Origin of the sequence: Nonomuraea sp. 3N208 (assembly GCF_052245935.1) — a bacterium.
Taxonomy (GTDB): Bacteria; Actinomycetota; Actinomycetes; order Streptosporangiales; family Streptosporangiaceae; genus Nonomuraea.
This window is the reverse complement of record NZ_JBQQBR010000044.1, coordinates 1-20580: the sequence shown is the minus strand read 5'-3', so window position 1 is coordinate 20580 and position 20580 is coordinate 1. Positions and strand designations below refer to the sequence as shown.

24 protein-coding genes and 5 pseudogenes are annotated in these 20580 nt (G+C 66.1%); 18 read left to right on the top strand and 11 right to left on the bottom strand.

Annotation, left to right across the window (positions count from 1 at the left end; translation table 11 throughout):
• The first annotated feature begins 58 nt into the window (after window positions 1-58).
• Entirely contained in the window at window positions 59-2050 is a 1992-nt protein-coding gene (locus ACTWPT_RS46870; protein ID WP_443184087.1) for a hypothetical protein, read from the top strand.
• Between the two features lie 99 nt (window positions 2051-2149).
• Window positions 2150-2422: pseudogene (locus ACTWPT_RS46865) on the top strand (isochorismatase family cysteine hydrolase); the annotation flags it as partial.
• Window positions 2423-2449: 27 nt separating this feature from the next.
• On the opposite strand, the pseudogene ACTWPT_RS46860 reads toward ACTWPT_RS46865, so the two are convergent.
• Window positions 2450-2725, bottom strand: a pseudogene (locus tag ACTWPT_RS46860) (KH domain-containing protein); the annotation flags it as partial.
• A gap of 103 nt (window positions 2726-2828) precedes the next feature.
• Window positions 2829-2918: pseudogene (locus tag ACTWPT_RS46855) on the bottom strand (hypothetical protein); the annotation flags it as partial.
• Between the two features lie 48 nt (window positions 2919-2966).
• Here ACTWPT_RS46855 and ACTWPT_RS46850 point away from each other — a divergent pair.
• Both ACTWPT_RS46850 and ACTWPT_RS46845 read left to right on the top strand, forming a co-directional pair.
• Window positions 2967-3578, top strand: a complete 612-nt coding sequence (locus ACTWPT_RS46850; RefSeq protein ID WP_443184083.1) for a transposase — start codon at window positions 2967-2969, stop codon at window positions 3576-3578.
• A complete protein-coding gene (locus ACTWPT_RS46845) occupies window positions 3467-4372 on the top strand; it encodes an IS5 family transposase (protein ID WP_443184082.1) in 906 nt (301 codons plus the stop codon). The genes ACTWPT_RS46850 and ACTWPT_RS46845 overlap by 112 nt, the downstream gene beginning before the upstream one ends.
• Before the next feature lie 50 nt (window positions 4373-4422).
• Here ACTWPT_RS46845 and ACTWPT_RS46840 read toward each other — a convergent pair whose 3' ends face one another.
• A complete protein-coding gene (locus ACTWPT_RS46840; RefSeq protein WP_443184021.1) occupies window positions 4423-4839 on the bottom strand; it encodes a hypothetical protein in 417 nt (138 codons plus the stop codon).
• 654 nt (window positions 4840-5493) lie between these two features.
• Window positions 5494-5649 (bottom strand): hypothetical protein, encoded by a 156-nt coding sequence (locus ACTWPT_RS46835; RefSeq protein WP_443184020.1) that lies wholly within the window; start codon window positions 5647-5649, stop codon window positions 5494-5496.
• A gap of 359 nt (window positions 5650-6008) precedes the next feature.
• On the opposite strand from ACTWPT_RS46835, the gene ACTWPT_RS46830 reads away from it, so the two are divergent.
• The 4 genes and pseudogenes from ACTWPT_RS46830 to ACTWPT_RS46815 all read left to right on the top strand — a co-directional run.
• Complete coding sequence (locus ACTWPT_RS46830; protein WP_443184019.1) at window positions 6009-6470, top strand: hypothetical protein; 462 nt, start codon at window positions 6009-6011, stop codon at window positions 6468-6470.
• 145 nt (window positions 6471-6615) lie between these two features.
• Entirely contained in the window at window positions 6616-7224 is a 609-nt protein-coding gene (locus ACTWPT_RS46825; RefSeq protein ID WP_443184018.1) for a DUF5753 domain-containing protein, read from the top strand.
• On the top strand, window positions 7225-7500 hold the full coding sequence (locus tag ACTWPT_RS46820; RefSeq protein ID WP_443184017.1) for a DUF397 domain-containing protein: 276 nt from the start codon (window positions 7225-7227) through the stop codon (window positions 7498-7500).
• A 116-nt stretch (window positions 7501-7616) separates the two neighbouring features.
• Window positions 7617-7856 (top strand): annotated as a pseudogene (locus tag ACTWPT_RS46815) (hypothetical protein); the annotation flags it as partial.
• On the opposite strand, the gene ACTWPT_RS46810 reads toward ACTWPT_RS46815, so the two are convergent.
• Window positions 7766-8335: a TetR/AcrR family transcriptional regulator gene (locus ACTWPT_RS46810; protein WP_443184016.1), complete on the bottom strand. Its 570-nt coding sequence runs from the start codon at window positions 8333-8335 to the stop codon at window positions 7766-7768. The pseudogene ACTWPT_RS46815 and the gene ACTWPT_RS46810 overlap by 91 nt on opposite strands.
• 62 nt (window positions 8336-8397) lie before the next feature.
• Between ACTWPT_RS46810 and ACTWPT_RS46805 the strand changes: the two genes are divergently transcribed.
• The 4 genes from ACTWPT_RS46805 to ACTWPT_RS46790 all read left to right on the top strand — a co-directional run bounded on the left by ACTWPT_RS46805 (window position 8398) and on the right by ACTWPT_RS46790 (window position 9997).
• Window positions 8398-8805, top strand: a complete 408-nt coding sequence (locus tag ACTWPT_RS46805; protein WP_443184015.1) for a nuclear transport factor 2 family protein — start codon at window positions 8398-8400, stop codon at window positions 8803-8805.
• A gap of 447 nt (window positions 8806-9252) precedes the next feature.
• The gene (locus tag ACTWPT_RS46800; protein WP_443184014.1) at window positions 9253-9435 is read left to right on the top strand and encodes a hypothetical protein; all 183 of its coding nucleotides are present in this window, start codon (window positions 9253-9255) and stop codon (window positions 9433-9435) included.
• On the top strand, window positions 9432-9722 hold the full coding sequence (locus ACTWPT_RS46795; RefSeq protein ID WP_443184013.1) for a hypothetical protein: 291 nt from the start codon (window positions 9432-9434) through the stop codon (window positions 9720-9722). Before ACTWPT_RS46800 ends, ACTWPT_RS46795 begins: the two co-directional genes overlap by 4 nt.
• An 8-nt stretch (window positions 9723-9730) precedes the next feature.
• Entirely contained in the window at window positions 9731-9997 is a 267-nt protein-coding gene (locus ACTWPT_RS46790) for a hypothetical protein (RefSeq protein ID WP_443184012.1), read from the top strand.
• 209 nt (window positions 9998-10206) lie between these two features.
• On the opposite strand, the gene ACTWPT_RS46785 is transcribed toward ACTWPT_RS46790, so the two are convergent.
• Window positions 10207-10665 carry a hypothetical protein gene (locus ACTWPT_RS46785; protein ID WP_443184011.1) on the bottom strand — a complete coding sequence of 153 codons (459 nt, stop codon included), beginning with the start codon at window positions 10663-10665 and terminating at the stop codon, window positions 10207-10209.
• A gap of 97 nt (window positions 10666-10762) precedes the next feature.
• On the opposite strand from ACTWPT_RS46785, the gene ACTWPT_RS46780 reads away from it, so the two are divergent.
• The gene (locus ACTWPT_RS46780) at window positions 10763-10939 is read left to right on the top strand and encodes a hypothetical protein (protein WP_443184010.1); all 177 of its coding nucleotides are present in this window, start codon (window positions 10763-10765) and stop codon (window positions 10937-10939) included.
• A gap of 40 nt (window positions 10940-10979) precedes the next feature.
• Here ACTWPT_RS46780 and ACTWPT_RS46775 read toward each other — a convergent pair whose 3' ends face one another.
• Complete coding sequence (locus ACTWPT_RS46775; RefSeq protein WP_443184009.1) at window positions 10980-11309, bottom strand: putative quinol monooxygenase; 330 nt, start codon at window positions 11307-11309, stop codon at window positions 10980-10982.
• Window positions 11310-11373: 64 nt separating this feature from the next.
• Between ACTWPT_RS46775 and ACTWPT_RS46770 the strand changes: the two genes are divergently transcribed.
• The 5 genes from ACTWPT_RS46770 to ACTWPT_RS46750 all read left to right on the top strand — a co-directional run bounded on the left by ACTWPT_RS46770 (window position 11374) and on the right by ACTWPT_RS46750 (window position 15341).
• Window positions 11374-11733 (top strand): MerR family transcriptional regulator, encoded by a 360-nt coding sequence (locus ACTWPT_RS46770; RefSeq protein ID WP_443184008.1) that lies wholly within the window; start codon window positions 11374-11376, stop codon window positions 11731-11733.
• Between the two features lie 484 nt (window positions 11734-12217).
• On the top strand, window positions 12218-12652 hold the full coding sequence (locus ACTWPT_RS46765; protein ID WP_443184007.1) for a DUF3592 domain-containing protein: 435 nt from the start codon (window positions 12218-12220) through the stop codon (window positions 12650-12652).
• Between the two features lie 970 nt (window positions 12653-13622).
• Window positions 13623-14033, top strand: coding sequence for a hypothetical protein (locus tag ACTWPT_RS46760; RefSeq protein ID WP_443184006.1), 411 nt, complete (start codon window positions 13623-13625; stop codon window positions 14031-14033).
• Between the two features lie 263 nt (window positions 14034-14296).
• The gene (locus ACTWPT_RS46755) at window positions 14297-14722 is read left to right on the top strand and encodes a peptidase inhibitor family I36 protein (RefSeq protein WP_443184005.1); all 426 of its coding nucleotides are present in this window, start codon (window positions 14297-14299) and stop codon (window positions 14720-14722) included.
• 391 nt (window positions 14723-15113) lie between these two features.
• Window positions 15114-15341 (top strand): transposase family protein, encoded by a 228-nt coding sequence (locus ACTWPT_RS46750; RefSeq protein WP_443184081.1) that lies wholly within the window; start codon window positions 15114-15116, stop codon window positions 15339-15341.
• A gap of 2 nt (window positions 15342-15343) precedes the next feature.
• Here the strand turns inward: ACTWPT_RS46750 and ACTWPT_RS46745 are convergent.
• From ACTWPT_RS46745 to ACTWPT_RS46730, 4 genes and pseudogenes are all read right to left on the bottom strand, one after another.
• Window positions 15344-15640: pseudogene (locus ACTWPT_RS46745) on the bottom strand (LuxR C-terminal-related transcriptional regulator); the annotation flags it as partial.
• A 25-nt stretch (window positions 15641-15665) separates the two neighbouring features.
• The gene (locus ACTWPT_RS46740) at window positions 15666-18338 is read right to left on the bottom strand and encodes a tetratricopeptide repeat protein (protein ID WP_443184004.1); all 2673 of its coding nucleotides are present in this window, start codon (window positions 18336-18338) and stop codon (window positions 15666-15668) included.
• The gene (locus tag ACTWPT_RS46735) at window positions 18335-18820 is read right to left on the bottom strand and encodes a hypothetical protein (RefSeq protein ID WP_443184003.1); all 486 of its coding nucleotides are present in this window, start codon (window positions 18818-18820) and stop codon (window positions 18335-18337) included. The genes ACTWPT_RS46740 and ACTWPT_RS46735 overlap by 4 nt, the downstream gene beginning before the upstream one ends.
• A 532-nt stretch (window positions 18821-19352) precedes the next feature.
• Window positions 19353-20279, bottom strand: a complete 927-nt coding sequence (locus tag ACTWPT_RS46730) for a hypothetical protein (protein ID WP_443184002.1) — start codon at window positions 20277-20279, stop codon at window positions 19353-19355.
• Window positions 20280-20580 lie beyond the last annotated feature (301 nt).

Below are 20580 nucleotides of genomic sequence, written 5' to 3'. Positions count from 1 at the left end.
GCCACAGATCTCCTGCCAACGGGCCTTTCGGTCCCGGCCGAAGCTGGAGGACCCCGCTATGCTCACCCGCCGCAGCCTGTTAGCCGCCGCGATCCTGGCGCCGGGCGCCCTCATCCCGACCCCGGCACGCGCCGTGTCCGTCACGCCGCTCGGCTCCCCGCTCCAGGACGTCACGCTGGTCGGCGGCGCCATGGCGCCCGGCCCGCACGGCAAAAAGGTCCTGTGGTCGGTCGCCACCGGCGAACCGGCCAAGCTCAACGCCGTGGACCCCGCCACCGCCAAGACGGTGCTCACCCAGCCGCTGACCGGGTCGCCGGGCGCGTACGCGGTCGTCGCCACCCGCGACGGCACCCTCTACGTCGGCACCTACGACACCGGCTCTCTCTACCGCCGCAAGCCGGGCCCGGACAGCACGCCGGAGAACCTCGGCCGCCCGCTCCCCTCCGAGCACTACATCTGGCGCCTGGCCATCGACGATGAGGACCGCCTCTACGGCGGCACCTATCCCGGCGGCCGCGTCTTCCGCTACGACCACCGCACCGGCCGGGTCCGTGACTACGGCCAGCTGCTGCCCGGCCTCCAGTACGTCCGCAGCATCGCCGTCTGGGGGTCCTACATCTACGCCGGGACCCTGCCGGACGCCCACGTCATCGCCATCCACAAGGACACCGGCGCCAAGCGCGAGCTCCCCCTCCCCGAGGGGCTCGGCGACGGGACCGGGCAACTCGTCAACGACCTCAACGCCTACGCCGGAAAGCTCTACGCCCGCTTCGGCACCGCGATCAACGGCAAGCTCGGCGTCTACGACCTCTCGGCCAGCAAGTGGATCGACCTCATCGACGGCGTCGCCGGCCTCGACGTCTCCTCGCCCGGCCGGCGCGGCGAGGTCTACTTCACCCGGAACAACCGCCTCACCCGCTACCAGCCGCGTACCGGGAAACTCACCGCGGTCGGCCCCGACATCATGGGCCGGGTCGCCAACAACCGCGGCATCGGATGGGCCGACCTCGGCACGCGCGACTGGCCCGGCGAGACGGTCACCGGGCTCCTGTGGCGCGGCGCGCTCTTCCGGCACAACCCGATCACCGGCCGCGGCGAGCTCGTCCAGACCGACGTGCCCGGCGACCCGGTCCTCATCCTCACGCTGCACGCCGGTCAGAGCGGGACCGTGTACGCCGGCGGGTTCCTCAGCGGCTTCGCCGAGATCGATCCCGGCACCGGACAGGCGGACTATCACAGCTTCGGGCAGATCGAGAGCATCCGCGAGATCGGCGGCGCCGTCTGGATCGGCGGGTACCCGGACTCCCGGTTGTACCGCTACGACCCGTCCCTGCCCTGGTCGAGCCCCGAGTACGCGCCCGGCCCGCCGGGGACGGCCGACAACCCGGTGAAGATCACCGATCTGAAGGCGCAGCACCAGGTACGCATCCGCGCGATGACCGACGCGGGCACCGACCTGGCCTACGGCACCATGCCGGACGGGACCACGCTGAACGGCGCCCTCGTCATCGTCGACAAGACCACCCTGGCGGCAGCCGTCCACCTGCCGGTAGTCACCGACCAGTCCATCGTCAGCCTGGCCTACCAGGACGGCACGATCGTCGGCGGGACGTCGATTCACGGCGGCTACTCGACGCCCACGCCGACCCAGCCCGAGGCCCGCCTGTTCGGCTGGACCGTCTCGGCCGGCAAGACCTTCGAGATGACGCCGGTCCCCGGAGCCCCGGCCATCCCGGCGCTCCTCCAGGACTCCACCGGCCTGTTGTGGGGACTCGCCGACGGGCAGCTCTTCGCCTTCGACGTGGCCTCCCGGCAGGTGGTGCACCGCCTGCAGCTGGCCCCGGACACGGGTTCGACCGCGGGCGAGCTCGCCCGTCCGGCCGCGGACGGCCGGATCTACGCCCTGGTCCAGCGGCACCTGCTGTTCGAGATCGACCTGGCCGGCCGTACCGGCAAGCTGCTGCTCGACCGGCCGGCGCAGAACCTGGCGGTCCACCCCGACGGGCGGATCTTCCTGGCCGAGGACACCGTCCTGACGCGCGTCGAGTGACCACCACGATGTCGATCATGGACAAGCTGGGCCCCCGGCGTACCGCGCTCATCCTCATCGACCTGATGACGCGCAACGTCGAGCAGCCCACGGCGCCGCATGCCGGTCCCGCCGTGGTGGCCCGCTCCCTCGACCTGGCCGAGGCGGTGCGCCTTCCACGACACCGGGCTGGAGGAGGCTTTGCGCTCGCGCGGCATCGACACTCTGATCATCACCGGGATCGCCACGAACTTCGGCGTCGAGCAGACGGCGCGGTTCGCCGACGAGTTCGGCTTCCAGGTCATCGTCCCTGAAGACGCGGTGACCGCGCTGGACGCGCGGGCCCACGAGTTCGCCTTCGACTACATCTTCCCGCGCATCGCCACCGTCTCCACGACCGCGGAGGTGGTGGCGGCTGACTCAGTCGTAGAAGCCCAGCCGCCGCAGTTGCTTCGGGTCGCGTTGCCAATCCTTGGCCACGCTGATGCGCAGGTCCAGGTATACCCGTGTCCCCAGCAGCGCCTCGATCTGCTTGCGGGCCCGCGAGCCCACGTCGCGCAGCCGTTCCCCCTTGTGGCCGATCACGATCGCCTTCTGCGAGGGGCGCTCGACGAACATGTGGGCATAAATGTCCAGCAGGTCGTCTCGTCCCTCCCGGGGGAGCATCTCGTCGACGACCACCGCGATCGAGTGCGGCGAATCCCCTGGTGGCAGGATCGCGGCGGACGACTTCGACGTCGATGCCAAGGGCGGCGCCGCCCTCGATGACGGTGTTGCGGTAGGCGCTGTCGGCCCAGGCCTTGGTGATGGCCGGGTTGTCTGCGGCGACCTGGGTGAGCAGGGGGAGACCGGCGGCGCTGTCGGAGACGCCGGCGGCGGTGACCAGCACGGCGAGCAGCAGGCCGAGGGTGTCGGTGACGATGCTGCGTTTGCGGCGATCTTTTTCCCGTTATGCCGGTCCAGACATAACGGCAAGAAAGTACCGGGTCGCAAGCGTGGGCTGGCTGTGGATGTGCTGGGCCTGGTCATCGCGGTGGTGGTCGTGGCAGCCTCGATGCACGACAACGCCATCGGGAACGCGCTGCTGGACCGGGTCGCCGCCGCCACACTGCCTGGCAGTGTCCAGACCGCCTTGGTCGATCAAGGCTTCAAGAGCAGCGTGGTCGCCCACGGCGCCACCCACGGCATCGACGTGAAGATCGTCGCGCGTAACCCCGCCGAGGTCGGATTCGTCCCGCAGCCCAAGCGGTGGGTGGTGGAGCGGACGTACGGCAGGATGTCCCTGCACCGGCGCCTGGTGCGCGACTACGAACACGATCCGGCCAGCTCCGAATCGCGGGTGTACTGGGCGATGACCGACGTGATGACTCGCCGGCTGACCTTGGCATTTTGTCTGATGAGACACCTCCTGCCCGTCCGATCTCGGGATGCCCTCGAATCGCCCAACTCGACAGATGCGGGCCTTCTACGGCGACAGTTGCTAGCACGAGGACTACGACCTCACGCCGTCCATACCCCTCGGATCTATCCGATGCCCGCTGGGCGTTAATCGAGCCGACCCTGAGCGCCTGGCGAACCGCACGCATGCAGGCCCGTGCGCGGGCCGGGATCACCGTTGCAGACCCGTCGACCAGCCTGCGCGACATCTTCGACGCCATCCTCTACGTCAACCGCACCGGCATCGCCTGGAAGCACCTGCCCCACGACTTCCCGCCCCGCACGACCGTGTACTACTACTTCTCCGCCTGGGCCAAGGAAGGCATCTTCGACCGGTTAGGCACCGACCTGACCGGCCTGGCCCGCACCAAGGAAGGACGTAAGCCCGAACCCAGCGCCTGCGTCATCGACAGCCAGAGCGCCAAGACCTCAACCAACGTCCCACTCGACACCCAGGACATCGACGCCGGCAAGAAGATCGTCGGCCGCAAACGGGGAATCCTGACCGACACCCTCGGTCTGCTCCTGGCCATCACCGTCGTCGCCGCCGATCTGTCCGACAACGCCATCGGCAAGACCCTGCTCACCCAAGCCAGCCGGACCTATCCCACGATCACCAAGGCCTGGGTGGACACCGGCTTCAAGAACGCCGCCGTCGAACACGGCGCCCGCTTGGGCATCGACGTCGAGGTCGTTCCACGGCGCTCAAACCAGCCCGGACTTCACGTGGTCAAGCGCCGCTGGGTCGTTGAACGCACCCTGGGCCGGCTCATGCTCCACCGCCGGCTAGCCCGCGACTACGAGACGCGGCCAGACCACGCCGCAGCCATGATCCGCCTGGCGTCCATCGACAACCTCGCCCGACGCATAACGGGCGAATCCACCCCAACCTGGCGATACACGTAACCGGCAATCAATCACAAACTTCGCACTTCAGACGCCCTCTCAGAAGAAGTTCAGCCGCAGTGCACGTTGTTGAGCTCGGTGACCTTCCCGGCCACTACCGTTCCGGTCACGTCAATGCACTGGCCAGGCGCCGAGACGTACACCGGGCCGGCGTAGTACTTGTAATAGTCGGCATCAGGGTCATACCCGCTGCCGTCAGCTCTCGATATCGAGACGCCCTTCCACGTCGTGGTGCCGTAGGTGGAGCCGTAGCCGTAGGCCAGGGCGCAGTTCTTACCGGTGCTGGAGCTGTAGTACACCTCCAGAGTGCCCGTGCGGGTCCCGCTCTCGGGGATGGCGTAGACGCCGACCCGGGAGTAGCTGCTGCCGCAGGGTCCAGCCGCGCTGGCCGGGGCGGCGCCCGCAACCAGCGTGGTGGAGGCCAGGGCCGCGCCAGCCAGGAGGGTCGCCAGCTTGCGTGTGCGCACGAATATCCTTTCGATTGCCAATGGTGTGATCATGAATACCACTGGGCTGACGGCCGCGACCCACGAGTCGTGCTCAATGTGACAGTTCGCACATTTCCTCCCGGCTGCCCGTTTTGTGCGTGCCGAGGTGCCCGACATTGGGTCAGCTCGCTCACTCCGGCCGGTCGTTCATGTCGCTCGTATTCTCCGTTTCCGCAGCAGCTCCCCGGCCTGATCACACCCCGGCTCCGGACACTCCGGCGGCCACGTCCACTCCTCCAGTAGAGCCGTATGCCCCCACCGGCACGCCACATACAGCTCGAACGGCCAGAAGACGCCCGTTACGTGCCCGCATCTACGACCACGACCCGCACTTGGCCGTTGGACAGCCACCGGCGTCAGCAACACCGCAGACTCCACACCGAGCACTTCCGCGAGCGCCACCAGCTCGTCCACATCAATGCGCCGCTGGCCCTGCTCGACGCTGGCGACCGTGAACCGGGCCCGCGGCGAGCGTCTCATCGTGCGCGCGGGCCAGGTAGGCGGGCAGAGCGCCTCCGCCCCCTGGTCAATCTGGCCACGCCGACATCAGGTTCGGGCCCGCTGTTCCACAAACGCATCCGCCTGACTGCGGCATAAACCCACAGCTCAGCTCACGAATGGAGACTGCCGTCGCTAGGCCGCCTCGGGTTTGCATTTATGTATCTCGCCGTACCGGCTTCGGGCGATGCGGAGCAACTCGATCGAGTCCGCGACCACGTTCCGTCCCTTCGCCACCTCAGAGAAGTCGATGCCCATCCAGGGCCGCTCGTCGCCGCATCGGAACAGCATGAACGCGACGTAGGGACTCGTTCTGGGTTCGCCTCCCGTGTAAGCGACCAACCCCTTCGACGTGACATTGGCGCGGACCAGCAGGGCCAGCGTGGCCGGCAGCTCGGTTATGCCCTTGGCTCTTCGTACTCCAGTGACACTTCGCCAGCATCGTTGCGACCTCGCGTAGTGGCCCACCCCGCAGCGACATACCCGACTTATACCGGTGCTCGCTAAGCTGCGGTACATGATCCACACCTGGCGGCCTTAAGCGCGACGGCTGGGCGCCGTGAATAAGGGAGAACAACATGCGCGGGCGCCTCAGCCGTACCGGGCATTCCGCAGCCTCAACCGTGCCAAAGGTGAGTACAGGCCATAGAGTGACCGCGATCGTCGCCGCTCTCCTTCTGGGGGTGGCAGGATGCACTGCAAACAATGAGCCGCAATCCGTCGTGACGGTCACCGCGTCTCCCGAGCCCCTTCCCGCCTATCGAGGCCCCCTCACCCTGAAATCCTTCAAAGTCGAGGACGTCGACTTCGACTCCAAGACCCTTACCGGCAGCGACGCCGAGATCGACATCCATGCCGCCAACATCATCTGGAAGTACGCTGACGTGGACTTCGAGGCCATGAACGACACCAAACTCATGGTCGCGCCGGGACAGGTGAACTCCCGGGCCGAGTGCGAGGCCGTGGCCCAGGCGGGGAAGGATGATTATGTCATTACACGGACAGACGACATTCTCTGCGTGAGAACCGCGAACGGGACCGTCGCCCGGCTCCAAGTGATCAAATTCGGCAAGGAGACCGTCACCTTGGACGCCACCGTCTGGAGACGCTGACCCAGGCGTGCCGCCCCAGGAAGACGTAGACGTCCGCCTCGTCCACCCCCCGGAAGGACCCCGGTGGCGGCGCGGCCAGCATGTGCGAGTTCGCGGCGTATCGGGCTCCAGGCGCGACGCTCTCACGGATCTCGCGCGAACCGCTATGCAGCGCGGCTGGTGGGATACGTACGAGACGATCTCAACCGACTACGCGAACTACATCAGCCTGGAATCTGAGGCCACCGCCATCCAGTGCTTCTCTCAAACTCTCATCCACGGCCTCCTACAAACCGAGGACTATGCACGGGCGGTCATCAAGGCGGCCCTGGTCCCGTTCACGTCCGCTTCTGAGGTTGATCGTCGCGTCGAGATCCGCATGACGCGGCAAAGAGTCCTCCATCTGGACAGCCCCCTCAGCATTTGGATGGTCCTGGATGAAGCCGCCCTTCATCGCCTGATCGGCGGTGCGGACATCATGAGAGCCCAGTGTGAGTCTCTGATCCAACTGTCGGAACTGCCCAACGTGACGATCCAGATCCTGGCCAGCTCCGTCGGCGCCCATCCCGGGGCCAACACCCCGTTCTCCATCCTGTCGTTTCCCGAGGTGTACGACCCTGACGTGGTCTACATCGAGACCATGACGAGCAGCCTCTGGATTGAGGACGATAGGGAGGTTCACCGCTATAGCCTCGCCTTTGACCAAATGCGCGCAATGGCGCTTAGCCCACACGAATCGGTAGAGCTGATCTCAGAAGTGGTTGGCCGTCTATAGATGAAAGAGGATCTGCCAGACATGCACACGAGTCCAATCGATCCCACCACTCTCATCTGGCGGAAGAGTCGGCGGAGCGACGGCGGCAACGGCTGTGTAGAGGTCGCGCTCTCCGACGGCGCCCCAGCGGATGCACCCCACAAGGCCGACCGAGGACCCTTGGTGCTCTTCCGCGACAGCGAGAACCCAGCTGGGCCTGTCTTGGCTTTCACTCGTTCTGAACTTCAAGCATTCTTTGGTGGCGTCAAGGACGGGGAGTTCGACGATCTAACTTGAGCAGCTGAATCTGGCAGAACGCCCAGGCACCCCCAGGTGATCGCCGAGGAGATGATTGAGAAGGCCGAGGCGTTCATGGCCAGGGCGAGGGCTGGTAGCGGAGGGCGGTCCCCGGCAATGTGCTCACGTACGTGGTCAAGGCCGTCAACAAGGGCCCCAACACAGCCACGTCCGTGTCGCTGACCGACACGCTGCCCACCGGCGCGGAAGCTCGGGATCTAGCGCACGTCTCGCGATGGTTACGTTTCGATCTTGAGCGCGGCTGTCATGCATTTGGCAGCGAGAGTACTGCGTGGCAGGCAGATGTGATCAGCTCATCGACCAGTGGTGGCGGCGGGCGTCGTTCCAGCAGATAGCGTCGGACTGCGCCGTATGGGACATCGACCGTGGCGAAGGTCAGCCGTTCGCGGTCGACGCCGGGATGGCGGGCGATGAAGGAGTTCAGTGCGTCCGAAACCTGGGCGTTCAACGTGTCGAGGTTCGCGCCGAGTTCGGCAGGCCATCTGGTGGCCAGTTCCTGTCGGCGATGGAGCAACAACAACGCGGCCTCGGCGGGATGCCGGCGGCACCACCTCGGTGTGTGCAGGGCGGCCGCCTGAGCGTCGCCGGTGGCCAAGGCCTCGACGAACCCGCGTTGAAAACTCCGCACGCTACGTATCCACAAGGTGGCCAGCAAGAGATCGCGGGAACTGAATCGGTGGTACAGCGATCCGGTCGGAGCGCCGAGCCGGGCGGCGATGGCGGCCATCGTGGCGGCGCCCGGTCCGTCCTCGGCCGTGATGGCCAAGGCCGCATTGAGAATCTGGTCCTGGCTGAACTTGGCTGCTCTTCCCACTGGGCGTCTCTCCATGATAGTAGTGAGTCGATTCTAGAATGTATCGTCTACTAAGGAGAGACATGCCCACGGGGTCCGAAGTCGTCCAAGGCTTCTACAGCGCCGCCCAAGCAGGCGACGGCGTCGCGATCCTCGCCCTCCTCCATCCGCTGTTCCAGGCCCACACCGCACCGGGCATGCCATGCGGCGCCGGAGGCACCTTCCAGGGGCCACAGGAGACGCTCACCCGGGTCTGGGGCGCGGTCTTCGCCGAGTACGACACCGCCCCCTTCGAGGAGGCCTGGCATGAGACCACCGACGGGATCGTCGTGGTCACCGGGCATTACCGAGGCGCCGCGCGAGCCACTGGACGCGCCTACCAGGCCGAGTTCGTCCACCTGTGGCGCGTCACCGATGGACAGATCTCCTGGCTGCACCAGTACACCGACACCGCGCGCTGGCACGAAGCTCTCGCTCCGGTGACCGATTGAAACGCCACCATATCTGCCCCGGGTGACCCCCATGCGCCCGTCACCTGGCCGATCCGAGACAGGCCCCTCCTTCGCGTGCGGGCCTCACCGACTCTGTTCAGTCGGCGTTCTCGGGCCTACCCTTCGCGCATGAGGGCGCGATCTGGCTGGTCTCGGGCGCGTGGTTGGGTCGTTGCGGCCGCAGTGCAGTTCGCCGCTGCTGGCGCGTTTCTGTTCATGGCGCCAACCCCCAGCAGCGGCCACACGGCCTTGACCACGTTTCCCTAGAGCTGGACACGAACTGTGGCGTCGCGCTGCCTTTGCGAAGGAATGAGCCTTAGCGCTGTGCAAGGCATCGAAAGCGAAAGCCAGTTGAGCAGCAACCATCCTGAATGAGAACTACGGGCCCGCCCAGCGGGGCAAGCGCTGAGACGGGCCCTTACAGATCGGACACCGGAGGTCCGACCCATGGGCAACTCAATCACAGACGTACGATTCACGCCCCTCCTGACCGCGGAAGTCCAGACCGTACTGGAGAAACACGGCTACCGGGTGCCCTCCGAGGGCGATCACGTCCACGAGCTCGTCATGGCTCGCGTCGACATCGCGCTCAAGAACCTCGTCGAGGTCTTCGAAGGGAGGACCTGGTGACCTGGCGAGACGAGATCCCCGACTTCCACGGCCCGCACGTCGAGCCGCCCAAGCCGGGCCACGTCACCCTCCCCTGGTACGAACCGGCCAACCGAGCACCGCGCATCCGCGTGGTCTCGCACACGTGCGAGTGCAAGGTAACGACGTACGAACTGTGCACCGCCGCCGGCCAGGGCTTCGTCCGCCGTACAGACCGAGAGAAGGGCACCGTCCGTGAGACCGCCTGGACGTTGATCGCGACCGCCAGGCACACCTTCGATCAGATCCTCCAGAGCGAGGCGCGATGAGAAGGGAAATGAAGACCTTCACCGTCACCATCGCCGGCACGGAGCGATTCGACGGCGAGGCACCCTATACCTGGGTCGTGGAGGCGCCTGACGTGATGAGCGCCATTAACAAGGCCCTGGCCTACCACGCGCTTTCGCAAGAGCAGCGATTGTGCGACCTGGAAATCGACGCCCTCCACACATTCGAGGGCCTTCCCCCTGAGAACTGCGACTACCGCTGGAACGACCTACGGCCCGCTGTCCTCGATGTGGACGGCGCCGATGGAGCAGGTTGAGTGCTGGGGACGGCGCCAGTCTGCTTGCGGGTGCGGAGGCTTCACCGCCTGACCGCGTTGTCCTCGCTGCAGCGGAGCCGGTATTTACTGCGGCGGTCGCGGCGGCTACTCGGCTGCACGAAGGTACGCGCGGCCCGATGACTCCGAAGGTCTCGGCCATCTCTCACCGAAACTGACAGCCATTGGCGACCCGACTGCCGCGCCTCAGATCAGGGGTAGAGCGTGTAGGTCTTGGTGTTGTTGCACACGATCGTGCCCGGGAGGCAGCGCTTGGCCCTGATCGTAATCCGGTCGAGGTTGGTGCGGGTCGTGGACCATTTGAAGCTCTTGTGGCCCTTGTTCCGGCCGGCCTCCTTGTACCCGCCGTAAATTTCGTTGCCGTTGCTCTTCTTGAAGGAGACCTCGACCACGGTCGTCCAGACGTCGTTCTTGGTGTCCGTCACGCTGCCGCGCGCCTCGCCGTAGCCGTTGCTGCAGAGCTTCAGGACGTAGCTGACGAAGCCGTCCTTCGTGTTCAGCTTGCTCCACTTGTCCTTGCAGCCAGCCGAAGAGACGCTCGAGGAGGCGGTGGTGGAGGCCGTGGCGGTCGTGGCCGGCGTCAGTACGGCGAAGGCCGCAGAGACCCCGACAACAGTGGCGAGCATCTTCGAGGGGGAGAGCTTCCGCATGAGATTCGATCCTTGTCAGTTAACGAGAACTTCGCGGTGCTCCGCCTGTGATCAGAGCACCGCGAAGAATGCGAAACACCGGCGGTATAGCAGTGGTATGTCCACAGCATGTCGTGGGTCGAACCCCCTGCCCCGGTGGAGCGGCCAGATATCGGCGCTGTTGCACTGGTTCCGCCGGCTGCGCATCCGCTGGGAGATCCGCGACGACATCCACGAAGCCTTCCTCAGCCTGGCCTGCGGCATCATCTGCTGGCGTCGACTGGCCAAACTCTGACTCCGTCAGGAACTCTTCGAGTCTGCTGCAAGCCCTCCGGTCAGGCCACGATGGCCGGATAGGGACTCCTCATCGCGCCGAAGTAGGCCTCGGGCGCTCCTTCGATGTGCTCGGGCAGTTCGTCCATGAAGGCGCGCAGCAGTGGGGTCGCGTTGTGCCGGTCGAGGTCCTCCTGCGAACGCCAGACCTCATAGAGGAAGAAGCGATCGTCCTCCTGCTCGTGGAGGTGGTATTGAAGGTTGCCCTCGTGCCCTCGAGACGGCTCGACGAGGTCCATCAGGAGCTTCCTGAACTCGTCGGCGTGTCCGGGCTTGGGGGTCAGGAATCCGTAGAGCGAAACGGGCGCTGGTGTAGTCGAAGTCGTCGTCATGTGAGCAACGTTAGGATGTGACACTGGTGTCAGATTCAAGCCGCTGCCCTATGAGGTGGGTCACATGAAGATCGGGGAGCTGTCCCGCGAAACAGGCGTGGCCATACGTCTCCTGCGCTACTACGAGGCCCAGGGGCTGCTCACCTCCCACCGCAGCGAAGGCGGCCACCGCCATTACGATCTCGAGGCTCCCGCCACCGTCGCCCGCATCCGCACCCTGCTCGCCGCCGGGCTCTCTACCAAGGTCATCCGCGAGCTTATGCCCTGCTTCGTCGGCGACGGCACCGCGCTCCAGGCATGCGTTCTCGATCACCTCAGAACCCAGTACGCCGAGCTGGACTCCCGCATAGCCGACCTCACCCGAGCCCGCACCGCTCTGGGCGGCATCCTCGAAGCCTCCGCCCGAGCACTCACCCACGTCTAAACCGGCCGTCACGCGTCGGGAAGCCGTGACCCAGCCTGCGCCAAAAATCGATGATCAACCTACAGAACAGACGATCAATGGTTCGGCCTCGACGACCTGCCCGCCGACGTCGTCAGCTACGTCCGCACCGGAATCGACGCTTATCGCTGCGGCCAGGTTTTCAGCCTCGACGGCTGGCCCGCGCCCGGGCACCGCACCTCTAACCCCTGGCAAGGATAGACGGGATTGAGTGCGTGACCAGGCCATTGCTGCCCTTCCGACGGACGCCCGGAGGACCGTCGGCACACGGGAGCGCGGCCGGGCAGCGAGATGTCCATCTAGCGGGCGCGCTTCCCACCGCCAGACGAGGAGCCACAGGTCCTTGACGGCCTCGGCGCTATGCCCGGGACACTGAGCCTTAGGGCCCATCGCGGTCCCTCGCCCTTCGTGAAGGAGCAGGATCATTCCTTGGGCGTACTTCGAGGAAGGGAACGGGGTCACAGCGATGGGGAGCCTTCTGCTAGCTCTGCTGGCATTCGCGATCAGCGGCACCGCGTTCTGGCAGGTTCGTCGCATGTCCGCCTCACATCGGCGTACACGCGACTGGCCGACCATAACCGGACGTATCATCCATAAATCGATCGCCGGAGAAGGCAGACGTTTTCGGGCTCTGGTGGCATATTCCTACACGGTCGACGGTGTCGAGCACACCAATGACAAGATCGGACGGATCGGCTTGTCCTACGGTCCGCAGAACTCGATCCAAGCGTTCGTCGACCGGCTGCCCGATCAGCCGCACGTTCACTACAATCCAGCCGACCCAATGGAGTCGTATCTGTTCGACCCGCCGAAGTGGCTGGCCTGGATCGTGCCGACCATGGCACTGTTCGCGTTATTCGTGGGCTTCGTCTGGCTGTCCGATGCGATCGGGTCGGCCTGACCCCCCGTCCCGGCCAGCCCTCAAAGAAGCCGCAACCCGGGTGGCTCTGAATGAGAATGTTGGATCTGGATCTGGTCCACGCGTGGTCTCACACGCCTGCGAGTGCCGCCGAACGACGTACGAGCTGCGCGCCGCCGGCCAGGGCTTCGTCCGCCGTACGGACCAAGAGAAGGGCACCCTCCGCGAAACCCCATGGACGTTGACCGCGACCGCCAGACACACCTTCGATCAGATCCTCCGGGGTGAAGCCCGATAAGAGCAGCGCGGCGGACGCCTACGCGGGCGCGTCCGCCGCGCCTTTCGAAACGGAGCGCGAGTCCTTGATCGGGACGAATCCGGAACTCGTGCTCAGGTGTTCAGTCCGCGCTCCAGGCCCCAGGCATCGAGTCTCCGCCCTCCCTCTGCCAACCGCACGCCGTGCCACTGAACCGTCTTCACCAGTGCGAGAGTCCCCATCCACTTGGACTCTCACCTCATGGTGCTGCACGCCGAACGATCGAGGAGCCACAGGAGATGATGAAGACCTGCACAGTGACCATTGCCGGTACCGAACGATTCGACGGAGAGGCGCCCTACACGTGGGTCGTGAAGGCGCCTGACGTGATGAGCGCCATGAACAAGGCCCTGGCGTACCCAGGGCTGAAGCGTTCTCGTCTGGTGAGACGGTCGCGGCCCGGGGATAAGTGGATGGTTGAGGGTGCCCGATGCGGAGATGTCGAGCGCGACCCCTCATGATCGTCATTGTCTAACCAGTCGATCAAGAACAGGGGTCGCGTTCGTGTGCCGTCATCCCCTGATCGACGTGCTCGGCCGCCACGTGGGACACGTCGCCACCGCCGACAACCCCTACCCGACCCGTCCGATCTGCCACCGCTGCGAAATCACACTTATGACAGAATTATGATTCGGGCGTGCGATGGTAGCGGCACCGGCAATCGGCCCACCGCAATCAAACAGCCACGGGGTGGTCATGAGAAAACGCGTAGGCGCTGCCATCGTCATCGCTCTATCCATGCTGTTCATGGTCACGGCACGACCCGCCTCGGCGGACGACGACCTATTAGGCTTCGTCGCCACCCACTGCTATTACGGCTATCCATGCGTGGGTAATGGCTACAGCAGTGGCGGGGCCAAGGTTTACAACGGTCGCTGCGGCTTCCAAAACATGGAAGACGAAACTAGCAGTGACACTATCCCGTGGGATAGGGACAGTGTGTACAACTACCGAACCCACGGAAACCCCATGATCCTCCTCAACTATGTCTCTGGCGACCCAGCCCACAGGAGCAGCTACGACTGGGAGCACGGCCTGGGCATCGCGGCATGGGAGTCCGGATCGGTCAGTTTCCACGGCTACGACGCCATGATGGTGTGGTGCTGACGACCGGCTCACAGCGGTCACGGGGTGGTAATGCCTCACTGACAGCAGCTCCTTTAAGGCAACCCCAATCAACAGGTACACCATCGCCACCTGAGTCATCCATGCGGCTGCGGGTGTGCCGCCTGACGCCACTGGCAACGGCCGGGCCGACATGCTTGCGGGGTCGGGTCGTTGTTCTACGCCAAGACCGGAGCCCTATATCAATGCGAGAGACTCATCTGACCTTAGGGTTCTAGACGACATCACAACAGGGAGGTAAGCCTGTGGCAAAGAGAGGATTAGCTACAACCCTGGCTCTCTTGGCAGTATTTCTACTCCCGGAAGCAGCTCACGCTCAGGAGCCGCCGGACGCGGAGGATGTAACTGCACAGTTTGTGTATTCCACGCCAATCTCTTCGGGATACGCAAGCTGCCCAGACGGCTGGTTCTGCGCCTGGAGCCAGCCCAACGCTGGGGGATACGGAACTGCCTACGCGAACGACCTGTGCAGAATCCGCTTGAATTTTACCGACAAGTACAACGACTGGATCGATTCAATCCGGAACCGGCTACCCAATAATACCTGGGTGCATGTCCAGAACTGGAATGGGCAAACCTGGGACGATCTTTGGGTGTCGGGACCTAACAACTGGGGCAATTTGCCGTACGAGGCACGTAATAGGGCAGACGGCCTTTACTTCAACTGTTAGCCATCGCCCCTACCCAGGACTGAAGCGTTCTCCGGTTGGTGGGCGCCTGCGGGGATGACGCGGCCGAGTGCTTGAGGGGCACCCTCGGGCGCGCATGACGAACGCGACCCCCGATAATCGTCGGTTGTCTAAGCCAGTCGATCAAGAACAGGGGCCGCGTTCGCGTGCCATCATCCCCGATCGACGCAGGGCCTCGGCATAGTGGCGTTGAAGGATGTGATGTCCGGTTCGCGGGGTGACGGGCGCGAGCCCGGCCGGGTAAGCAAGCAGGCACGATCTTCGAGATCATGAGGGTCTCTACGCCAAATGATCAGAGAAGGCCGTGCCTGCCCCCTCATCATTGCCGATCAACCCTGTCCTGGACCAACTGGCCGAAGTGGCCTGCGACTCCATGCCCGTCGTAGTCGCCGAGTACGCCAGCCTGCTGGATCACTTACGACAGGTTCCCGATCCACGCGATCGACGCGGGATCCGACACGCGCTGGCTTCGATACTGGCGGTGGCCGCGGCGGCGGTCCTGGCCGGAGCGCGATCCTTCACCGCGATCGGCGAATGGACGGCGATGACGAGCTGGGCCCGGTCGCGGGCGTGCAGTTTGGCCAGGAGGCGGCCGATGTGAGTCTTGACCGTGCCGACGGTGAGGTGAAGGTGTTCGGCGATCTCGGAGTTGGACATTCCCTTGCCGATGAGGGTGAGCACGTCGCGCTCGCGTTGCGTGATGTCGTTGAGGTCTCGCACGACCGGGGCTGGGTGAGCGCCCCGCAGGAATTCGGCGAGGACCCGCCGACACCCGGCCGCCTTGAGCGCGTCCAGCTGGCGTTCGAGGTTCTGGCCGGCGGTGGAGACGCGGGCGTAGCCGATGCGGATCTCGCTGCGGTGAGCACCGAAGGCTGCTCTGTTCCGTGAGTTCAGAGACACACCACTCTTGATCTTGTACCTACGACTACCTCCACCCCCGAGCCCTTCGAAGAGCAGCCTCGGAGGTGACCACCACCAGATTCCCCCTGACGACACGGGTCATGGGATGATCACTCCCCAGCACTCGCTCACAATCGGTGAGGGTGGTCGTGTACAGCGCGATGGCCGGGCCCAGGTTCCCCGCCGCCCGGTAGGCACCGGCGAGGTTGCCGCGGGAGGCCAGGGTGTCGGGGTGGTCGGGGCCGAGGACGCGTTCGCGGTCGGTGAGGGTGGCCTCGTACAGCGGGATGGCCCGGCCCAGGTTCCCCGCCGCCTCGTAGGCGTCGGCCAGGTTGCTGCGGCAGGCCAGGGTCGAGGGATGGTCGGCGCCCAGCACCCGCTCATGGTCACTGACGCTGGCCTTGAGCAACGGGATGGCCCGCTTCAGATCACCCGCCGCCCCGTAGGCGATGGCAAGGCTGCTGCGGCAGGTCAGGGTGTCGGGATGGTCGGCGCCCAGCACCCGCTCATGGCCGCTGAGGGCGGCTTCAAGCAGCGAGATGGCCCGATCCAGGTCCCCCGCCACCTGATAGGCGTTGGCTAGGTAGGTGCGGGAAGCCAGGGTGTGGGGGTGGTCGGAGCCGAGCACGCGCTCGCGCTCGGCCAGCGTCTGCTCATACAGCGGGATGGCCTGGTCCAGGTCCCCCGCCACCTGATAGGCGTTGGCCAGGTTGGTGCGGCAGGTCAGGGTGTCGGGGTGGTCGGGGCTCAGCACCCGCTCATAGTCGCTGACGGTGGCCTCGAACAGTCGGATGGCCCGCTTCAGGTCCCCCGCTGCCTGGTGGGCGCTGGCCAGGTTGTTGCGGGTGGTCAGGGTCGAGGGGTGATCAGGGCCGAGCACGTGTTCGCGGCCGGTGAGGGCGGCCTTGAACAGTCGGATGGCCCGGCTCAGGTCCCCCGCCTCCTGGTAGCCGATGGCGAGGTTGTGGCGGGAGGCCAGAGTCTCGGGATGGTCGAGGCCGAGCACCCGCTCCACGTCGGCGAGGGTGGCCTCGAGCAGCGCGATGGCCTGCCGCCAGTCCCCCGCCGCATGATAGGCGGCGGACAGGTTGTTACGGGTCATCAGGGTGTCGGGGTGGTCGGCGCCCAGCACCCGCTCACAGTCGGCCAGTGTCGCCTCATACAAGGGGATGGCCCGGCCCAGGTCCCCCGCCTCCCGGTAGGCGAAGGCGAGGTAGGTGCGGGAGATCAGGGCATGGGGGTGGTCGGGGCCGAGCACCCGCTCGCAGTCGGCGAGGGTGGCCTCGAGCAGCTGTACGGCGCGGGCGAGCTCGGCCAGGTCGTGCAGAGATCTGCCACACCAGATGCGGAGTGCCAGGAGATCCTCTAGGAGCTCGTCGGCGGGGACTCGCCGGTAGAGGGCGTCGCTCTGGTCGATGAGCATCTCGACCGCGGCGCGGGCCGCCCAGGTCTGCGCGCCGTCCGGCAGCGTGTCGGTGTAGTCCTGGAGCAGAGCGATGGCCTGGTCCAGGACGGCGTCGAGGTCGCCGTGGTGGGCGGCCCGGTCGCACAGTACGCGCTGGATGAGGCGGTGCATCAAGACCGTGGTCCCATCCTCACTGAAGGTGATCAACGAGGTATCGGCCAGGTCGGCGAGCATCTCTCGCAGGCGTACCGGCTCGATGCTCCCCCCGCTCCCCGCATCGCTCAGGGCGGACAGGACCTGCAGCGGGACGCCGGAGGGCGACAGCACGGCCACGATCGACAGCAGGTCGTGGGCGAAGGGCAGGGCGGACTCGGCCTGGGTGACCGACAGCATGATGGCCTCGGCGGTGCCAGCCGGGTAGACATCCCCGTGCTGGGCGGCCAGCTGGTCGCCGACGGGGAGGCCGTGCAGCAGCTCCAGGTAGCCGGCACAGCTCAGCCGCAGGCGGACGATCACCGCGGCGGCCTGGGCCAGCGCCAGCGGCAGGTATCCCAGCTCGCGAGCGAGCTCGGCAGCGCCGTCGGGGTCGGTCAGGCCGGTGCGCCGCCGCAGGAAGGCCTCGGCCTGCCCGGGGGTGAACACCTCCACCTCAAGCGGCACGTAGGCGCGGGCGAAGGCGCGGTTGCGGGTGGTGATGACCACCCGGGCCGCGCCAGTGGCCGGGCACCAACGGCGAATGGCCGCCACGTCGGTGGCGTTGTCGAAGACCAGCAGCGCCGGCTGGGCGGTGGCAGCCAGCCACGCCTTGGCGCGGCGGGCGGCCGCGGCGGCGTCCTCGTCGGAGCGGCGTTCGCCCAGTCGCTCGGCCAGGGCGGCCAGGCCGGTCAGGATCTGGTCGGTGGTCTCGGCGGCGATCCAGGCCACCACCGGCCAGCGGGCGGCCTGGCAGGCCCAGGCGTAGGAGGCGGCCAGCATGGTCTTGCCCACCCCGGGCGTGCCGGCCAGCGCGCAGATCACCACCGCTCCGCCACCGGCGCTTTCCTGCCCGTCCTGCACGGGCTCGCCCAGCAGGTCGGCCAGCCGCTGCAGGAGCTGCGGACGCGGCTGGAAGCCCGGCGGGCATTGCGGTATATCGCCCTCGACGATCTGGCCCGGTTCCGGCCGGGGCGGGTAATGGTGGTTGATGATCTGGTCACCGGCCGCCTGATACACGCGGCCCTGCCCTGAGGCGGTGGCGTCCATCTGGACAAGCGGCTGCCGCTGTGGGGAATCAGCCGCTGGAGGCGTGGTCATCGCTCATTGATGGTCTGGTCGCCGCCGGCCTGATACACCCGGCCCTCCCCCGAAGCCTCCGCCCGCATCTGCACATTCCGCGCGCCATCACCGGTGGAGACGATGCCGGAATTGTCGCCGACGATGGCGACCGACCGCTCCCCCGAGGCCGACACCCGCGGCGGCGCACCTGGCTCGGCAGCCGGCGTGCCAGGCGCGGTGCCGGCAACCGACCGGCGTTCGGCGCGGGCCTGCGCCCGCAACGCCACCACGGCGACTACCAGCCCGGCCACGCCGACCAGCATGCCGGTGAACATGCCGACCACGCTGGCCCGCTGGTCCAGCACCTGCAGCACGTCCTCCGGTAGGTGCAGCGGATCGGCGAAGAACCAGACAAGCCCCGCCCCTAATGAGGCTGCCAGCACCACGACCGCGGCGATCACCACACCCCGCCACAGCCGCGAACCCGACATACGTCCCGCCCCCGGCGTCGTCTTCGACATGCCTCCAGAGTGTGCTACCGAACCGGCACGAGCGGGACCCATAGTGACGAACGCGTTACCTGCGATCGCGCCTGCTCGAATCGGTCGTTTGCGGGACGGGCATCGGTGGGCCGTGTCGTGATCGCGTTTCCGCAGAAACGATCGTCCCGAACCCGTTGTCGATGTCCGAAGTCGAGTGCACGGGCGACCTGGGGCTACGGGCAGATGTGCAGAGGAGTGCGGATATTCGGCCTCAACAACCTCCAGCAGCGCCGCGCCAGCAGCGTGTCGGACGCGGACGCTAAAGATTGCTCCTGATAACCGTCCTTCTCCGGAGCAAGTCATGCTCCGCGCCGTTCACCGCCATGTACGCGAGCTACGCCACGATCTGGTCGCGTTCGAGGCGACTCGTCAGGCATGCGAGAACGTCGGTTGGGGGTATCGATGTCCTGCAAGGGAGGATGAGCCTGATCGTGTTCCGTCTAGCGCTCCGCGGCACATCGCTGCCGCGGTGAAGGCAGGGAGGGGGCCAGGCCCGCCGTACTTCTGCTGGTCACGTGAGCATGGCAAGCTCGTAGGCCGAGATGGGACGGAAAGTGGACAGCGCTGCCACCAGGTCAGCCTCAGCAATGCTCGAACCGTTGAGCATGACCAGCGCATCGCCCGACCTGGCGAAGACGGTGACCCAGGAGGACCCGGCACCGGTCCGGACCCATCGGTCGCCTGGGAGCGATTTGCACCGCAGCGGAATTCCGTAGTCCTCGGTGACCGCCAGGCAGGAATCTCGCGGGTTTCCAGCCGCGGCGGGCCAGACCGTGACCTGGATCTCGGAGAATCCCCGATTCGGCGTGGCGTCCCGCCAGTACTCCAGCCAGGTGGACGGTTCCGATTCCCGCTGCCCGGCGGCATTGAGATCCACGTGAACCAGCCGGTAACCCTGGATCGCTGGAGCGATCAGCGGCACGCCGGACCTCTCGAAGCTGCGGACTTCAAACCAGGCCAGGATCTGCGGCTTGTACTGCGCCGCGCCCCAGGATCCAATGGGCACGGTTACGACCAGGGCTACCGCCCACCAGCGAAGGGGCGACATTAACGACCACGCCGACAGGGCGAAGCCGACAGCACCACCGACCACGTAGACAGGGGCGACAAGGGCCGGTAGAGGTCCGAACAGCTCCGGCTCCGGGACCGGCACCAGCACCGCGAGGGCACCGATGAGCAACCAAGTCGCAGAGCCCCCGACAAGACCGACCATGCCCCAGCGCGGCAGCCTGGCCATCTGCGCACCCACTGTGCCCAGGATTATCGCCAGGAGGAACATCTCCGGCAGGAGAGCGGTCCCGTCGAGCTCCTCCTCCTGCATGTCCGCCCAGATGATGGCCGTGGGGATAATGCCCGTCACTAACCCGATGAGGGCAGCACGCCTCAGGACAGCTCTGGTCGATAAATCCTGCATGTTCCTATTGTTGTCGCTGGCCATGCCAGAACGAGTTCAGAACAACTCGATCGAGGGCGTAGGTGAGCTGGTCAGCCATCGCGGGAGAGCCGCTGACCTTGTACTGATCAGCGGCCCGAACCCGCGCCGCGCAACGCGCTCCAGGTGACTTCGGCGAACAGTTCGCGTCGCAGGTCGCCGCCGTGTGGAACGACTGACCGTACGTGGCTGGGTCAGCGGGTGGCGCTGAGCTGGTCGAGCAGCAGCGTCAGGCGGGCCTCGCGGCCTGAGGCGGGGAGTCGGCCGCCGCGGGACAGGACGATCAGCCCGTGCAGGGCGCTCCAGG

Coding starts and splice junctions, on each gene's coding strand:
- ACTWPT_RS46870 (WP_443184087.1), top strand. CDS start 59: ATGCTCACCCGCCGCAGCCTGTTAGCCGCCGCGATCCTGGCGCCGGGC.
- ACTWPT_RS46735 (WP_443184003.1), bottom strand. CDS start 18,820: ATGTCGAAGACGACGCCGGGGGCGGGACGTATGTCGGGTTCGCGGCTG.
- ACTWPT_RS46835 (WP_443184020.1), bottom strand. CDS start 5,649: ATGCTGTTCCGATGCGGCGACGAGCGGCCCTGGATGGGCATCGACTTC.
- ACTWPT_RS46780 (WP_443184010.1), top strand. CDS start 10,763: ATGTCCACAGCATGTCGTGGGTCGAACCCCCTGCCCCGGTGGAGCGGC.
- ACTWPT_RS46825 (WP_443184018.1), top strand. CDS start 6,616: ATGCAGCGCGGCTGGTGGGATACGTACGAGACGATCTCAACCGACTAC.
- ACTWPT_RS46770 (WP_443184008.1), top strand. CDS start 11,374: ATGAAGATCGGGGAGCTGTCCCGCGAAACAGGCGTGGCCATACGTCTC.
- ACTWPT_RS46775 (WP_443184009.1), bottom strand. CDS start 11,309: ATGACGACGACTTCGACTACACCAGCGCCCGTTTCGCTCTACGGATTC.
- ACTWPT_RS46800 (WP_443184014.1), top strand. CDS start 9,253: ATGGGCAACTCAATCACAGACGTACGATTCACGCCCCTCCTGACCGCG.
- ACTWPT_RS46805 (WP_443184015.1), top strand. CDS start 8,398: ATGCCCACGGGGTCCGAAGTCGTCCAAGGCTTCTACAGCGCCGCCCAA.
- ACTWPT_RS46750 (WP_443184081.1), top strand. CDS start 15,114: ATGCCCGTCGTAGTCGCCGAGTACGCCAGCCTGCTGGATCACTTACGA.
- ACTWPT_RS46730 (WP_443184002.1), bottom strand. CDS start 20,279: ATGGCCAGCGACAACAATAGGAACATGCAGGATTTATCGACCAGAGCT.
- ACTWPT_RS46785 (WP_443184011.1), bottom strand. CDS start 10,665: ATGCGGAAGCTCTCCCCCTCGAAGATGCTCGCCACTGTTGTCGGGGTC.
- ACTWPT_RS46765 (WP_443184007.1), top strand. CDS start 12,218: ATGGGGAGCCTTCTGCTAGCTCTGCTGGCATTCGCGATCAGCGGCACC.
- ACTWPT_RS46790 (WP_443184012.1), top strand. CDS start 9,731: ATGAAGACCTTCACCGTCACCATCGCCGGCACGGAGCGATTCGACGGC.
- ACTWPT_RS46820 (WP_443184017.1), top strand. CDS start 7,225: ATGAAAGAGGATCTGCCAGACATGCACACGAGTCCAATCGATCCCACC.
- ACTWPT_RS46740 (WP_443184004.1), bottom strand. CDS start 18,338: ATGACCACGCCTCCAGCGGCTGATTCCCCACAGCGGCAGCCGCTTGTC.
- ACTWPT_RS46760 (WP_443184006.1), top strand. CDS start 13,623: ATGAGAAAACGCGTAGGCGCTGCCATCGTCATCGCTCTATCCATGCTG.